The sequence below is a fragment of the Sinanaerobacter chloroacetimidivorans genome (assembly GCF_018128545.1).
Taxonomy (GTDB): Bacteria; Bacillota; Clostridia; order Peptostreptococcales; family Anaerovoracaceae; genus Sinanaerobacter; species Sinanaerobacter chloroacetimidivorans.
In genome coordinates this window covers 145,450-160,146 of record NZ_JAGSND010000006.1, presented here as the reverse complement: position 1 = coordinate 160,146, position 14,697 = coordinate 145,450, and the positions used below count along the sequence as shown (strand labels likewise).

Here is a 14,697-nt window from a genome sequence, read left to right as displayed (position 1 = left end):
GTTAAAAGAAGTACGATATAAGAGGTTTTTCTATGTTATTGATAAAAAACGGGAAAATATTAACCATGTCAGGGTGCAACTATGAAACCGGAAGTGTGCTGATCAAGGATAAAAAAATTATTGAAGTGGGGGAGCAGATCGTTGCAGATGAGCAGGAGATAACAGAAACCATTGATGCTGCCGGAAGTTGGGTGATGCCGGGATTGATAGAAGCGCATTGTCATATTGGGATCACCGAAGAGAAAAAGGGCTTTGAGGGAGATGATTGCAATGAGATGAAAGAACCCATTACACCTTACATCAGAGGTGTTGATGCTATCAACCCGATGGATTCGGCTTTTCATAATGCAATTTGCTCCGGGATAACATCTGTGATGGTTGGGCCGGGCAGCTCCAATGTCGTAGGAGGACAATTTACCTTTCTAAAAACAAATGGACGCTGCATTGATGAAATGGTAGTCCTGGAGCCGGCGGCCATGAAGATTGCTCTGGGAGAAAATCCAAAAACAAACTATAACGATATGGATAAAATGCCAACAACAAGAATGACCATCAGCGCCATGCTGAGGGAAGAATTATTTGAGGCGAAGCAGTACTTAAAGAAAAAAAAGCAGGCACAAGAAAAAGGGAAGGACTTTGAGGAGGAATTCAGAAAGGAGTGCTGGATCCCCGTATTAAATAAAGAAATTCCGCTAAAGGCCCATGTTCATAGAACGGATGATATTCTGACAGTGATTCGAATTGCAAAGGAATTTGACGTAAATTTAACGCTGGATCACTGTACGGAAGGACATTTAATTCCGGAACATATTAAAAATTCCGGTTTTCCGGCAATTTTAGGCCCTGCCATTGCCTCAAGAAGTAAAATAGAAGTACAGAATATGGACTTCAAAACGGCAGGAATTTTGCATAAGGCCGGGGTGAAAGTTGCGATCACTACAGACCATCCCGTATCGCGCATTCAATATCTACCAATTTGTGCAGGTTTTGCGGCCAAGGAAGGACTGGGTATTGAAGAAGGTTTAAAAGCCATTACGATCAATGCCGCGGAAATCTGTCAGGTAGGACATCGTGTTGGCAGCCTGGAGTCCGGAAAAGACGCCGATATCGCAATCTTTGACGGAAACCCCATGGAGACTTTCACAAAAACTTTGTATACGATTATTGACGGAGAAATCGTCTATAATCATAAAAATAAAGAAAAGAAAAGGGATCAGGTTGACGATCCTAAAAATGAGTAGGAGATACAGTTTCATCCTACTCATTTCTTATTTTAAATAAAATCTACTTTTTTGTTAGTTTTGTTGAGTTGAGTCTGCACCGGCGGAAGGAGGCATCTGGCCGTTTTCTCCGGAAGGACGTTGGGGACGTCCTGTTCCTGAGGGTGCCTGCCCGCCGTCTTCTCCCAAGGGCGGCTGTTGTCCGCTCTGCTCGAAGGACCGCTGACCGCCGGGCCCTCCGTTCATTCCGCCGGCCCCACCCATGCCGCCGGTTACCGCGGTTCCGTCCTGTGAAATTCGGGTTGCTGTATCCGTTATAGTAATTTCCGTAAGCTTTGTTCCGCCTGAAAAGCTTCCCCCGATGATGAGGCCGTCCGATTTCTCGCCGGTGTTGGTTCCTCCGGTATAAAGGCTGTAGGTTTTTTCTTCTGCCAGGTCCGGAGAACTAATGAGAATGGACTGATATTCCTTTAAGGGGGTAAAGGAAAAGATTGAATTTCCGCTTTCGTCTGCCAGTGTCACCATGGTTCCTGCTGCTTGAACCGACGTATAATAAACCAGTATGGAGTTTTGTGCGGAGGTATCACTGGGGGATTGGGCCATCCCGGAGCTTCCCGCAATTGCCAGGATTCCTCCTGTTATCTCAAAGGTATCCGTGTAATCTATAGGCCCGTTGCCGTTATCCGTAGGACCGCTTACCTGTATGGTACCGCCGTCGATATAAAGAGATCCGTTGGAGTCGATTCCGTCGCCCGCTGCATCAATGGATAAATTACCGCCCGTGATACGGATAAAGCAAGCTGCGTCAGCAGCAAAGCTGTTTTCTCCCGGTCTTTCGCCCTGGGAGGAGCTGTCCGCTCCGCCTGCGGCATTCAATCCATCATCTGAAGCTATTAGATGCAGGGTTCCGCCGTTTACGGTGATTGAGGCGCCTTCCAACCCTTCGTAGGATTTGGTGATGTCCAGGGTTCCGCCGTCCAGGGTCAGGGCAGCATCTGCATGGATACCGTCATCGCCTGAAGTCAGGGTAAGGGTTCCCGCTTTGATAAGAACATCCCCGTTTGAATGAATAGAATCATCTGAGGAATCTATGGAAAAGTCACCGCCCTTTAGCAATATTCCGACACTTGATTTAAGCCCCTTTGCGGAAGCAGTATCTTCTTCCGTTACAGCAGTAGCCGTTGTTTGTGTATCCCACTGGCCCCATTGAGGACGCGGGTTTTTATTTTTATCGGTGCTGGCATTTGCGCTCCCTCCTCCGGTGGTGATGCCGAAGGTCCCGTCCGTAACCTGGAGCAATGTTTCTGCCTGGACCCCGTCATTTCCTGCAATGATCGTAAAGGCTCCTCCATCCAGAGAAATCCAACCCTTGCTGGGATCTTCGTCATTGTTGGATTGTATGCCGTCCCCATTTGCCGTTATGGTAAAGGCTCCTCCGTTAATCGCTACGGAATCTCTGCCCCGTAAGCCGTCATTGAATGCCGTAAGGTTTATTTCACCTCCAGTGATCACCAAATCATCTTTTGAAGTGATACCATTGTTATAATTCCCGTGAACCGTCAGTGCCCCGGATCCGTTTACGGTAAGATCATCTTTGCCAAAAATGGCAGCATCCGGTTCATCAGCACCATTTTCATAGGTATAGGCACTTCCGTCAGATACTGAATTGACAGTTCCTTCTGCCAGTGTAATGATGGTTTTTTTCGATTGCATTGAGTAGATTCCTGCGTTGTCAGAGCAAGAGATTTCCGCACCGTTTAGAACGATTCGTACGGTGTCTTTTTTTCCGGCATCTACCAAGATCTGTCCATCTGTTAAGGTACCGCTGAAGGCGTAAGTCCCTGCCGCCGTTATGGTAAGCTTGCTGCCGTCAACAGATGTTCCGCTGCCATCAACGGTAAAAGTGCTGCCATCCATAGTAATCAAAGTTGCGTCTGCAGGATCCCAGCTGCCATCCATATCTTCCTCACTGTATTCAACCTCAATTCCTGTCAGGGTGTCCAAGGCTGCTCCTGTAACGGTTCCTGCATCTGCATCCGCTTTACATCCTGTAAAAATGCTGAGCACCATTGCCAATGCCAACAGAAAAGAAATCAGCTGCCTTTTTTCAATAAATGGATGTTTTCTATCTTCTTTCATCTTCCTATTTCTCCTTCTCTTTACAATCCATCATGTATTTGATGGAATAATCCCTTTACTTTTTTTATAGTTCATCACGTCGGAGAGGAATTCTTCCGCAGATGATGTTTAAGTTCCCATTCCGGCACCGAAGTTCGTCCAGGAAGCTTTTTTCTATGTCGGAATTTCTCGTTACGACATGGTAATGCAGTTCATACAGACTGCCCATATTCGTAGTTTTCACCCGAATCAGCTCAGCTTTTTTTGTATACTTATCAAAGAGATCATCAAAGATCCCGGTGTAATCAAGATTTTCGGGTATGGTTATTTTCAATTCTTTTTCTGCTTCCTTTTGCTCTCCAAACCGAAGGGTGTTCAGCAGGAGATTCATAATGCCTATCAGAATCAGAAAGAGCACTGCTATTGCCACATAGCCCATGCCCGTGGCAAGACCTATTGCCATTGCGAAGAAGATGCTGCTGATTTCTCTTGCGCTGCCGGGTATGGATCGAAACCGGACCAGACTGAAGGCGCCCATCACGGCGACACCTGCGCCAAGATTTCCGTTTACAAGCATAATGACGATTTGCACCATGGCGGGCAGCAATGCCAGAGTTACTACAAAACTTTTACTGTATAGATTTCGGTACATATAGATCAAAGCCACTCCCAGTCCCAGAATCAAGGAAGCCAAGGTACAAATCAGCAGACTTTCCAGTGTTACGGAGCCGGATGCCGTTACATTCGTTAGACTATTAAGCACAGTTCATTCCTCCTTTTGCCAGCATCTGACGAAAGAGATGCTCTTTATAACAGGTTCCGTATTTTGAATAAGACGTCGGGAAAATCTCCAAGTCTGCCAGTATATGGCTCAGCCAGAGCGGCATGACACCGGGAATTTTAATCTCCATCAGGGTTTTTCCTGAATTCAACAGGGGTTCGCCCCAGTTCCCTTTTGAGAGATCCAGGCAGGATTCCCGAAATCGGATATTTTCATCAAAGGTAATCCGCAGATTTGGATCATCATTGCCAAAGAAAGCGGTTCTGTCATAAGCAATAAATACTTTGGGATCGGGCTGATACATTTTCATGAACCAGTCGATTTCCTGAAGAATTTGATTTGATTTTTCCGGCTTTTCCCCCAGCAAAAGGTAGCGATGGGCCGCCCCTAATGAAAGTGCTGCTCTTCGTTTGTAAACAACACCTTTAAACTTCTTTTTTATTTCCACAAAAACTTTATCTTCCCGCTTTGGAACTCCGTAGCTCCGTAATCTCAACTTCTCTTTGTAAATGGGTTTTTCGATAGAGGTACGAATCAAGTCGTAATTCTCGGTGTCGAAATAGATATTGCCGATGGTGTGCAGACCGTAGTCATCTTTCGTGACGGCCCCTTTCAATTGAGTCATGAAGTCTTGATGCTGCTCTTTGCTTAACATATATTTCTTTTCATATCTCTGAAAGTTATCTTGATATTGTTTCATTCTCTTCTCCTCCTATCTCGAATCGGTTATCTGATGGACCTATCATACAATGAGTTCCTGAAATTAGTCTGAAAAAATCACTTCAGACTAATTTCAGCTTTTTCTGTTACACTATCCCTGAGAAAAGAAAAATGCCCATTCAGATAAGATTTTCAAATATTCATGGCTGTGTTATGATACAGTCAGAAAGATTCTATTGGACGAGTAGTAGAGACGAGCATTAGAAAGGTAGGGGTTATGCGTATTTTAATCGTAGAGGATGAAGTCCGTCTGTCTGAAGCATTGGGGCAGATCATGCTGGAGCAAAAATATTCGGTAGATATTGTGCATGACGGAGATTCGGGATTGGATTATGCCATGAGCGGTCTTTATGATGTTGTGATTCTGGATGTCATGCTGCCGAAAAAAAACGGCTTTGAAGTAGTAAAAGAGCTTAGATCCCAAAAAAGTACGGTGCCGGTGCTGCTCCTGACCGCAAAGGATGAAATAGGTGATAAAGTTACGGGATTGGACTGCGGGGCGGACGATTATATGACAAAGCCCTTTTCACCGGAAGAACTTATGGCCAGAATACGGGCTCTTTCAAGAAGGCAGGGAGATGTGGTTCTGGAGGAACTCACCTTTTCCGACCTTACACTGAACCTTTCCACCTATAGCCTAAATCGAGGGATGAAATCTGTTCACCTTGGATTTAAAGAATTTGAAGTATTGAAGCTTCTTATGTCAAATCCCAAAATGGTAATTCCCAAGGAGGATATGATCATGAAGATCTGGGGAGTTGAATCAGGAGCGGAAGACAACAATGTAGAGGCTTATATTTCCTTCCTGCGAAAAAAATTCTTTTTTCTGGGTTCTAAAGTAACCATAGGAACCTTACGAAAAGTAGGTTATCGATTGGAGGAGGAAGAATGATTAAAAAATTACGAAAAAAATTCATTCTTATTAATATGACCTTAATCAGTGTGGTTATGGTAATCGTATTTCTCGCGATCTGCATGTTTTATTATCAGTGGTCCAAGGCGGAGACCTATGAAGTAATGGACAAAGTCATCAGCATGAAGGGAGGTATGGAACCTCGCGTTTTTGAAATCGGAGGGAGGGGCCCGCGGAATCCAGAGGCCTTTATTCCTACTTTTACCGTATTGCTGGATAGCAATCATGAGATCCAAACGGTAGGGAAGGATCGTGTTTCCATATCGGACGAAAGCATTGAAGAAGTGACACAATTGGTACTCGCATCCGGCAAAATAGATGGCACTCTTCTGGATTTTCAGCTTCGTTTTCTGACCAGGCAGACACCGGAGGGCTTTAAAATTGTATTTGCTGATATGGGCAGAGAAATTGAGTCCATGACCAATATGGTTACTATGCTGGTGTTCGCAGGCATTGGCGGTCTTGCTGCGTTCTTTTTTATTAATCTTTATCTTTCGGGTTGGGCCCTGCGGCCGGTTGAAAAAGCATGGGAACAACAGCGCCAGTTTGTTGCAGATGCTTCCCATGAACTGAAAACCCCCTTAACGGTTATTCTGGCCAATACGGGTATTCTTTTGTCCCATCCCCATGATACCATTTCCGATCAAAAAAAATGGGTAGAATATACTCAAGCAGAAGCGAATCGAATGAAAAAACTGGTGGATGATTTACTCTTTCTCGCGAAATCGGATGCATACCGCGCACCGGCTTTGGTGCAAACTAATGTAAATTTTACCGATGCGGTATGGAGCTGCCTTCTTCCTTTTGAGTCCTATGCGTACGAACAGGGAATCAGCATTGAAAGCAATATTGCCCCTGACATTACACTGCAGGGCGACGAAGGACAGCTGAAGCAACTGGTGGTGATTTTGCTGGATAACGCCTGTAAGTATGCCGGTGCACAGGGAACGGTGACCTTTTCTCTGGAACGTAAAAATGATCAGATACGGCTATCGGTAAATAACACCGGAGTACCTATTTCACAAAAACATCTGGATCATATTTTTGAACGCTTTTATCGTTCAGACAGTGCCAGGGCAAGGGAACATGGAGGTTTTGGATTGGGTCTGGCTATCGCGAAGGCTATCGTTGACAATCATCACGGAAGAATTTCCGTAGAAAGCAATCAGGCTGCGGGAACCACCTTTACCGTAATTTTTTCCAACAAGTCCTGAAGAAATGATAAATTTTCATTTGACGAATTCCTGTTTGTTGATATGATTGAAGGGAATACCAAATGAAAAAAGGGCAGAAAGATTATGAGCAAGAAGAATTGGACTTCAATTCTGATAGATACGGGGTCTTCCAAAATAAAAAATAAAATGAAAGCACATAAAAAATATACGGCATTTTGTTTTGCTATGCTGGTATTTTTTGTTGCTGTTTTTCTGGTTGTTTCACAGAATTACAGCTGGTATGACGACGCCATCGTAAAGATCCTCCATGAGGAAACTTCTTTTGACCATATAGAATCCGGCGGACATGGAGAAACGGAGACTTATTATAAGCAGACTCTGACCGGTATGATCAAGAATGGCTCCCTAAAAGGGAAGGAGATAAAGATTAATAATGTGTTTTCTTCCTCCGGTGTCTATGATGATGAATATAAAGCCGGGGACGAGGTCTTTGTCAAGATAAAGGATGAAAATCAGCAGCAGCTGACAGGATCCATTTCAGGTCTGAAACGTGATAAATATCTGAGTATACTTGTAGCTTTGCTATTCTTGCTTATTGCGGTAGCTGCAGGAAGAAAAGGACTTTTGACGATGCTTTCTCTAATGATTAATATTGTTGTATTCTGGTTTGCTCTTGACCGGTATGCCGATGGTATCAATATATTGGCCCTCAGCAATGGCCTGGTGATATTTTTTTCTTCCATATCCCTCTTATTGGTAAGCGGATTTCAAAGAAAGACTTTTTCGGCGATCTTTTCGGCAATTCTGACGGTATGGATTACCATGACGTTGTTTCAAGTTTCGATGTCCGTTACGGATGGCGTAGATTATGCGTTTATGGAATATCTGGTGAACCCCAACGATCTTTATGAGATTTTTATGTCCCAAATTCTTCTTGGCGGCTTGGGAGCTATTATGGACGTATCTATCACCATGTCCTCTACAATCAGTGAATTGATATCCAGAGACCCGAAGATTTCTTATCGGAGCTTGTTGCAGTCCGGAAGAGAAGTAGGACATGATATTATGGGAACCATGATTAATGTTCTGCTCTTTACGTATTTAAGCGGAAGCATTCCTCTGATCATTCTTAAGATGAAGAACGACGTCAGATTATTCACCATCGTCTCTCAGCATATGCCTATGGAATGGTATCGGTTTTTGATCGGCAGTATCGGGATCCTTCTGTGCATTCCCATCTCCCTGTTCGTTGCAATGATACTGTTCCGGAGAACAACAAGCTGGAGGAATTGGAGGTTCAGCAGATGATTTTCTTATTAGGAGCCGTTCTTGTCATACTTTTGGTTGTAATAGGCGGCGAGCGGGGCGCAATCACCTTTTTTTCTCTTGGTTGGAATCTGCTTGTCCTTACGATTTCCATACTGGCCATGTCATGGGGCATAAGCCCTATACTGGTGACTTTTATATCCTGTCTTTTAATCAGTTATATCACATTATTTTATCAAAACGGGAAAAATGCAAAGACGATTGCCTCCTTCGCAGCATTATTGATTGGGATTCTGATTTTATTTTTCCTTACCTATGAAATAGGGTATGATGCAAAGCTGCGGGGACTCAGCGAAATTCTCCAACGGGAGGATGAAGTCTTTGGACTGTCTGCAGATATTCAGGTCAGTATGGCCCAGATAGCCGTCTCCATGATTCTTATCGGGTTGATGGGGGCCGTGATGGATACTTCCATTGCTGTATCATCAGCGGTTTATGAAGTTTATAAAAATAATAGACATCTAAGCGTTACGGAGCTCTTTCGATCGGGAATGGCAATTGGCAGGGACATTTTGGGAACCACAATAAACACCTTGTATTTTGCTTACTTGGGAGAATCCATGATGCTGTTTCTTCTGTTCAAAAATTTCCATTACTCCGTCTTGGATGTCATCAACTCAAAAGCTTTTTTTCAGGAGGTTGCCGCCATTCTTCTCAGCGGTATTGGGTGTGTCATGATGATACCCCTTACTTCGTCGATCATCTCCTATTTGCTGAAAAATCCAGGCAGGTTTCAAAAACTTTTGAATGAAGATGAGTTGTTTTCAAATCATTGATTTTGCAGCTGCCGGCTGAGCCGGGCGGTCATGATTTTCTGAAATGGAATCGAGTTAACGTAATTCCGTCTTTTCGGACCCAGCCCCTTTCTTCACCGTTCCGAAGAACCTCATACCATTCGTCGGAACTGCTTACGATCCTTAGTTTTTCATTTGGAATCAACCGTCCTATTATATTGTCATCTGAGAGTTCTGGCAGAGATCTGAAATTTACGTCCGTCTTCGCCATACCGATTTTTTCCCTGCTGTATTTTAACAAAAGGGCAGCGCATACAGAAGTGGCGGGAATAGAAAGTATGATACCGATGCTTCCCGAAAGGGCTCTCAGGATTTCCGCTGAAATCATTTCTGAATTCAATAATATAAGCAGTGGTGTTTCTTTTACCATACTGAACATAATTAACGGGATAGCGGTACCGACATAGGCAAGGATTAAAGTGTCGGCCATTGTGCCCATCACATCCTTGCCGATACTCATGCCCGATTTTACCAGATCCAACCAGCTGGCGGCCGGATTGCTTACATGGATTTCATTCATAGAGGATGCGATGGACATACTGACGTCCATAACAGCCCCTAAGGTTCCAATAATAATACCTGCAAATAAAATTCCGGTAAGGTCGAATGGGGCATCGTGATTTACCAGCATCAACAGAAGGGAATCTTCATCACTTAAACCGGAGAAATGGGACACGATACTGACAAGATAAGCAAGAAGGCCTGCGGCGATTACACCAAAACTGGTGCCGAGTAATGTAGATAAAGACTTTGTACTGACTCCCGTGATAATGAGGAGATTCAGAATTGTGATAACAACGCAGCAGCCAACGGAGGCCAGAATGGGATCATAGCCCCGCAAAATGAGCGGAATCATCGCTTTGATTATGATAAAGATTGTAATAATCAGCGATAGAGCTGATTTTACACCTTGCTTCTTTCCAATTAAAATCAGCAGGAACAAAAAAATGATGACAAGATAAAAACTGTAAGTATCTCTTGCAAAATCAAGAATGGATATAACAGGCGTCTCAGAATTTTGCGAGGAATCTATTTTTATGATGATTTTATTTTTCTCATGGAAGGGTTTTACATAATAATCGGAATGATAATAGGAATTATTGATGGAAAAGCTTTTGCCTTTATATTCTCCGGTTAATACTTTAATCAAAAGGCTTTCGCCGTTTTGGCCACTTTTGCCGCTTTCGCCGCCTCGACCGCTTTCGCCGCCTTGACCGCTTTCGCCGCCTTGGCCCGGTACTATTTCCAGAATCACAGCTCTTTCCGCAGTCTGGTTTTCGTCCAGGGAAACGCTATGATACCGAGTCTCAAAAAAGATATCACGAATAATAAAACACATGAGGAAAGCAATTATTACAACCCACACGATTTCTCTGATCTCCTTTTTCATTGTACCTCCTCCAGGCCAACCCGGCCAGCCAAAACATCTCTTTTGTTCAACTTGACCACTTTTAAAAACGATCTCTTTTCATTTTATTCGTACAGGCTGTAATTATTACCCATCCTGTGGTATTCTTTTTAATAGAAATAAGAAGTTATTCCGGGATTGGAGGACAAAGCGTTGAGTAGGTTAAAAAAGAGAAATATGCTGATTTTATTGGGCGTGATTATCGTAATTCTTAGCGGGATCGGTTTCAACTATTTGCAGCAAGTAAAAGAGTATCAAAATACTGTTGAAAACATTACATTTTCCAATATCGATATTACCAAAATACCGGATGGTCAGTATATCGGAGAATGTGATGTTCAGTTTATCTATGCAAAAGTGAAAGTAACCGTTTCGGGAGGAAGGATCCAAGATATCACACTTTTGGAGCATCGAAATGAGCGCGGGGCCGAGGCGGAGACCATTACGGATAAAATCGTTGAAGAGCAGAAAGTGGACGTAGATGCCGTTGCCGGAGCTACCAATTCAAGTAAGGTGATTAAAAAAGCTGTAGAGAATGCTCTTCTGCAATGATATTAAAAAAGTCATTGAGAATGCTCTTCTGTAATGAGATTTAAATTTATCAAGTCTTAATAGATTAGAACGGCTTAAGAAAAAGAGGGGACAGCTCTCTATGATGATTCATCATTTTGAAATGCCCCCTTTCATATTTTTTCTTTTTACGGCAGCAGCTTTATTTAAAAGCCGGATTGAAAGCATAGAAATTCCTGGAATCCAGATGATCCTGGACAACCCTTAAGGCTTCGCCGAACCTCTGGAAATGAACGACCTCGCGTTCACGCAGGAATTTGATGGGATCTCTGACATCCGGATCGTCTACAAGACGAAGGATGTTATCATAAGTTGTTCTTGCTTTTTGCTCTGCAGCCATATCTTCAACCAAGTCGGTAATAGGGTCGCCTTTGGATTGGAAGAATGTTGAAGAAAACGGCATGCCGGAAGCAGCCTGTGGCCATATTCCTGCGGTATGATCCACAAAATAGGTATCAAAGCCTGATTCTTTGATTTGTTCCATGGTCATATCTCTTGTCAATTGATGTACGATTGCTCCAATCATTTCGAAATGAGCAAGCTCTTCTGTGCCAACATCGTTCAGTACGCCTACGGCCTCTTTGTAAGGCATCGCATATCGCTGGGATAAATAACGCATAGATGCGGCCAATTCACCATCCGGTCCTCCAAATGGCAATATCCTATGATAAGGAACTGTGGTATTACAGGTACAAGTAAACCATGATTTTATCCTTTGCTCGCTGATAGATGATCTTTTCCACAATTTCAGCAAGGGCGGCTGCCTTTGTGTCATCAGAATCTGCACCGGTAAGAATGGTGCTCATTTTTGAAGACTCGGATATGGATGGATCGGAGCAGGGCTGGAAAGGTTGGAGCCCAAGTTCCGCCTGAGCAGTTTTTATCTTCTGAATTTTTCTGTGAAGGGTCTCTTTTATTTTTTCATATTCCATGAGGGAGTCGATCTCCGATAAATATGCTTCTCTTGCACGCTCCAGCATTTTTTCCAAAGCTGTGATTTCTTTCTCCATGAGCTCTTTTTTTTCGCTTGCACTGCAGCTGCTGCCGTGGTCTTTTCTTCTATAATTTCCGGTATAGGAAATACCGTCGAGAACCTGCAGGACAGCATTTTCTATTCTTTGTCTTTGGATATAGTGTGAGATACTGCATAAGCCTCGTGAATAGCCGGTACATTGAAAGCCGTCGTGGGAGCGGCTGTACGCCAGAGTAGAACCACAGGCTCCGCACTTGATAAAACCCGATAAATAATGTTTCCTGTCCTCGGGCCTTCCTTTTGTCCCTTGCGAGCGTGTTCTTTTTTTCAGCTTTTCCTCCACTGCATGAAACAAAGGCTCCTCTATAATCGGCATATGATCTGATTTTATGACTAAGGTTTCAGGACTGTTAAAAATCCGTTTGCTTAACGTTTTTCCGCCTGGCGTCCATCTTACATAACCTGTATATACGGGATTATTTAAAATGTATTCGATATTTCGTCTTTCAAATTTGTTTCCTCGTTTCGTCCGAATTCCCATGGAATTCAGATTTTTGGCAATGACAAAACAACTCGTTCCGCTTAAGAATCGCTCAAATATATAACGCACATAAGGAGCCTCCTCCGGAGCCACTTGAAGGGGACAGCCTGCCGGCTTCCGGTATCCGAAGGGCGGCGCGGCTTGAAATTCGCCTCTGGATGCTTTTTCTGTCATTCCCTTCTTTACCTCTTCGGCAAGATTGATGCTGTAGTATTCATCCATGGCCTCGATAAAGGCTTCTATCAGTACCGATATTTTGTCATCACCGATCTTTTCGGTAACGGAAATAACTTCAATATCTAGCTGTCTGCGAAGCATGGACTTATAAACGATGCTGTCCTCCCGGTTTCTTGCAAAACGGGAAAATTTCCATAACAGAATCGCGTCAAAGGGCTTTGGCTTCTCCTTTGCCTTTCCGATCATTTGGTTGAAAGCAGCCCGGTTTTTCGTACTTTTTCCGCTAATGCCCTCGTCTATATAGATATGCTCCGGCAGGATCTGTAAGTCGTTCTTCTCAGCGTATTCCCTAACGGCCTTTAACTGGGCGTCAGGAGAGTACTCTGTCTGTTCTTCCGTAGAAACACGAATATAAACAGCTGCTTGCCTCATGTTGACCCCCTTTCAAGATTTTTCAATATGCGCTTTGAGATGCTCCTAATATTTTACTGAGAAATGTAAAAGAAAAGACCTGTAATAGAAATCCGTTTCCCTTCATAGGATTTAGAAAGGAGGCGGAGGGATGAAAAAAAAGGAGGTATCTGCTGAGGTTTTTTTTGTAACAGTTTCGGAAGAAAAAAGAGCAGAGAAAAGGTGGGATCAGCTGTGTGACAAGGAGAAAGATCGGGTATCCCAAAACCTCACAGATAAATTTATGACTGCGGCAGGTTACGTCAGCACACAGCAGCAGGAGCAGCCTTAAAATTTGGATCCAATTTTGGAATCAAAAAGCGCCCGCTACAGCGGGCGCATCGAAAACTAATGAATCGTTACGATTAAGGTTATCACTTCATTTCTGAAGTTCTGTTGGAGTTGATCGATTAGGTGATTTTACTATATAATATGCGGCATTTGCCGATGGGTGCATTTCATAAAACCCAATGTGGAAAAAACAGTTGAAATGTGGAAAGTATAGGGAAGGTTTCTGCGTAAAATGCATTTGCCTGTGGATAAGTGTTGGAAAAATCATTTTGTATTTAAAAAATATGTTGAAATTTCACCTCTTATGAGGGGTAAAGTTATCCACACAGAGCCTTGGATAAAATTGTATGCGATTTTGAAAAATTTGTGGAAAAATATCGAAATCCTTAAAATTATAATATCTGAAGTCTGTTGAAAAATTTTTTATAGAGGCAATCGATGGTTTACATAATATTTTAAACACAAAGGAGAGATGACAATGAAAAGTAAGTCACCCTGTTTAGACTGCAAGAATAGGTATCCTGCCTGTCACAGCACGTGTGAAATTGGCAAAGCTTACTCAAAAAGCCTTGAAGAGGAAAGAGCGCTGATCAGGGCTATCAGAAGTCAGGAACGTACATACAACGAGTATAAGTCCCGAAGAATTTTCGAAACGAAAAAAAAATACGGGATTGAATAAATACCATGGACAACATGTTCATATCCATACCTTTGTCCGCATAAAATGAAGTAGCGTTTGTAAATGAAAAACTATTTGATAGGAGGGTTATCATTGACTGGTAAAATAATTTGGGGTGTTATCCTGGGAATTCTAGGTGCAATGATCTCCGTGGTTCCTAATTTTATACTTAGAACCTGCGAACATTGTATGGACATGGGTATGAAATGCCCGACGGCAGCGAAAGCAGAGTTTATTATCGGAGTTATGATTCTGTTGATGGCTGTTTTTTTCATCGCCTCGGAATCAAATCAAGCAAGATGGGGAATCAGTGTCGGAATGGTTATGCTGGGAATTCTGACAGCCTTAATGGCTACAATTATAATTGGGTTCTGTGACGGCAGCTGCAGTACGGAGTGTACCTGCAGTTCATTGCGAGCCCCGGCAATGATTGCGATGGGCACGTTGGTTTCTCTGATATCCTTAGTAAACAGTTTCTTCTTAAGCTGTTCCAAAAGGTGATCCAGATACTGCTTTCCGGCACCAGATTATGAAAATTAAGAGAATGCAAAAGAAAGAGTT

15 protein-coding genes are annotated in these 14,697 nt (G+C 43.1%); 9 read left to right on the top strand and 6 right to left on the bottom strand.

Annotation, left to right across the window (positions count from 1 at the left end; translation table 11 throughout):
* Positions 1-32 precede the first annotated feature (32 nt).
* Entirely contained in the window at positions 33-1,241 is a 1,209-nt protein-coding gene (locus KCX82_RS10875) for an amidohydrolase (RefSeq protein ID WP_227018492.1), read from the top strand.
* Positions 1,242-1,295: 54 nt separating this feature from the next.
* On the opposite strand, the gene KCX82_RS10870 is transcribed toward KCX82_RS10875, so the two are convergent.
* From KCX82_RS10870 to KCX82_RS10860, 3 genes are all read right to left on the bottom strand, one after another.
* Positions 1,296-3,359 carry a carbohydrate-binding domain-containing protein gene (locus KCX82_RS10870; protein ID WP_227018491.1) on the bottom strand — a complete coding sequence of 688 codons (2,064 nt, stop codon included), beginning with the start codon at positions 3,357-3,359 and terminating at the stop codon, positions 1,296-1,298.
* A 64-nt stretch (positions 3,360-3,423) separates the two neighbouring features.
* A complete protein-coding gene (locus KCX82_RS10865) occupies positions 3,424-4,101 on the bottom strand; it encodes a DUF4956 domain-containing protein (protein WP_227018490.1) in 678 nt (225 codons plus the stop codon).
* A complete protein-coding gene (locus tag KCX82_RS10860) occupies positions 4,094-4,819 on the bottom strand; it encodes a polyphosphate polymerase domain-containing protein (protein WP_227018489.1) in 726 nt (241 codons plus the stop codon). The genes KCX82_RS10865 and KCX82_RS10860 overlap by 8 nt, the downstream gene beginning before the upstream one ends.
* A 237-nt stretch (positions 4,820-5,056) precedes the next feature.
* Between KCX82_RS10860 and KCX82_RS10855 the strand changes: the two genes are divergently transcribed.
* The 4 genes from KCX82_RS10855 (at position 5,057) to KCX82_RS10840 (ending at position 9,029) form a co-directional block, all read left to right on the top strand.
* Positions 5,057-5,731: a response regulator transcription factor gene (locus tag KCX82_RS10855; protein WP_227018488.1), complete on the top strand. Its 675-nt coding sequence runs from the start codon at positions 5,057-5,059 to the stop codon at positions 5,729-5,731.
* Complete coding sequence (locus tag KCX82_RS10850; RefSeq protein WP_227018487.1) at positions 5,728-6,966, top strand: sensor histidine kinase; 1,239 nt, start codon at positions 5,728-5,730, stop codon at positions 6,964-6,966. Before KCX82_RS10855 ends, KCX82_RS10850 begins: the two co-directional genes overlap by 4 nt.
* An 84-nt stretch (positions 6,967-7,050) precedes the next feature.
* Positions 7,051-8,235 carry a YibE/F family protein gene (locus KCX82_RS10845; RefSeq protein ID WP_227018486.1) on the top strand — a complete coding sequence of 395 codons (1,185 nt, stop codon included), beginning with the start codon at positions 7,051-7,053 and terminating at the stop codon, positions 8,233-8,235.
* Positions 8,232-9,029, top strand: coding sequence for a YibE/F family protein (locus KCX82_RS10840; protein ID WP_227018485.1), 798 nt, complete (start codon positions 8,232-8,234; stop codon positions 9,027-9,029). Before KCX82_RS10845 ends, KCX82_RS10840 begins: the two co-directional genes overlap by 4 nt.
* A 28-nt stretch (positions 9,030-9,057) precedes the next feature.
* Here the strand turns inward: KCX82_RS10840 and KCX82_RS10835 are convergent, their stop codons facing one another.
* A complete protein-coding gene (locus KCX82_RS10835; protein WP_227018484.1) occupies positions 9,058-10,437 on the bottom strand; it encodes a YibE/F family protein in 1,380 nt (459 codons plus the stop codon).
* A gap of 171 nt (positions 10,438-10,608) precedes the next feature.
* Here KCX82_RS10835 and KCX82_RS10830 point away from each other — a divergent pair, with 171 nt between their 5' ends.
* Positions 10,609-11,007, top strand: coding sequence for an FMN-binding protein (locus tag KCX82_RS10830; RefSeq protein WP_227018483.1), 399 nt, complete (start codon positions 10,609-10,611; stop codon positions 11,005-11,007).
* A gap of 160 nt (positions 11,008-11,167) precedes the next feature.
* Here KCX82_RS10830 and KCX82_RS10825 read toward each other — a convergent pair whose 3' ends face one another.
* Positions 11,168-11,800, bottom strand: coding sequence for a manganese catalase family protein (locus KCX82_RS10825; RefSeq protein ID WP_465250646.1), 633 nt, complete (start codon positions 11,798-11,800; stop codon positions 11,168-11,170).
* Positions 11,709-13,148 (bottom strand): recombinase family protein, encoded by a 1,440-nt coding sequence (locus tag KCX82_RS10820; protein ID WP_227018481.1) that lies wholly within the window; start codon positions 13,146-13,148, stop codon positions 11,709-11,711. The genes KCX82_RS10825 and KCX82_RS10820 overlap by 92 nt, the downstream gene beginning before the upstream one ends.
* A gap of 130 nt (positions 13,149-13,278) precedes the next feature.
* Between KCX82_RS10820 and KCX82_RS10815 the strand changes: the two genes are divergently transcribed.
* The 3 genes from KCX82_RS10815 to KCX82_RS10805 all read left to right on the top strand — a co-directional run bounded on the left by KCX82_RS10815 (position 13,279) and on the right by KCX82_RS10805 (position 14,637).
* The gene (locus KCX82_RS10815) at positions 13,279-13,458 is read left to right on the top strand and encodes a hypothetical protein (RefSeq protein ID WP_227018480.1); all 180 of its coding nucleotides are present in this window, start codon (positions 13,279-13,281) and stop codon (positions 13,456-13,458) included.
* 477 nt (positions 13,459-13,935) lie between these two features.
* On the top strand, positions 13,936-14,136 hold the full coding sequence (locus tag KCX82_RS10810) for a hypothetical protein (protein ID WP_227018479.1): 201 nt from the start codon (positions 13,936-13,938) through the stop codon (positions 14,134-14,136).
* A 93-nt stretch (positions 14,137-14,229) separates the two neighbouring features.
* Positions 14,230-14,637: a DUF4418 family protein gene (locus tag KCX82_RS10805; protein ID WP_227018478.1), complete on the top strand. Its 408-nt coding sequence runs from the start codon at positions 14,230-14,232 to the stop codon at positions 14,635-14,637.
* Positions 14,638-14,697 lie beyond the last annotated feature (60 nt).

Coding starts and splice junctions, on each gene's coding strand:
- KCX82_RS10825 (WP_465250646.1), bottom strand. CDS start 11,800: ATGACACAAAGGCAGCCGCCCTTGCTGAAATTGTGGAAAAGATCATCT.
- KCX82_RS10840 (WP_227018485.1), top strand. CDS start 8,232: ATGATTTTCTTATTAGGAGCCGTTCTTGTCATACTTTTGGTTGTAATA.
- KCX82_RS10820 (WP_227018481.1), bottom strand. CDS start 13,148: ATGAGGCAAGCAGCTGTTTATATTCGTGTTTCTACGGAAGAACAGACA.
- KCX82_RS10815 (WP_227018480.1), top strand. CDS start 13,279: ATGAAAAAAAAGGAGGTATCTGCTGAGGTTTTTTTTGTAACAGTTTCG.
- KCX82_RS10875 (WP_227018492.1), top strand. CDS start 33: ATGTTATTGATAAAAAACGGGAAAATATTAACCATGTCAGGGTGCAAC.
- KCX82_RS10855 (WP_227018488.1), top strand. CDS start 5,057: ATGCGTATTTTAATCGTAGAGGATGAAGTCCGTCTGTCTGAAGCATTG.
- KCX82_RS10845 (WP_227018486.1), top strand. CDS start 7,051: ATGAGCAAGAAGAATTGGACTTCAATTCTGATAGATACGGGGTCTTCC.
- KCX82_RS10870 (WP_227018491.1), bottom strand. CDS start 3,359: ATGAAAGAAGATAGAAAACATCCATTTATTGAAAAAAGGCAGCTGATT.
- KCX82_RS10835 (WP_227018484.1), bottom strand. CDS start 10,437: ATGAAAAAGGAGATCAGAGAAATCGTGTGGGTTGTAATAATTGCTTTC.
- KCX82_RS10860 (WP_227018489.1), bottom strand. CDS start 4,819: ATGAAACAATATCAAGATAACTTTCAGAGATATGAAAAGAAATATATG.
- KCX82_RS10850 (WP_227018487.1), top strand. CDS start 5,728: ATGATTAAAAAATTACGAAAAAAATTCATTCTTATTAATATGACCTTA.
- KCX82_RS10810 (WP_227018479.1), top strand. CDS start 13,936: ATGAAAAGTAAGTCACCCTGTTTAGACTGCAAGAATAGGTATCCTGCC.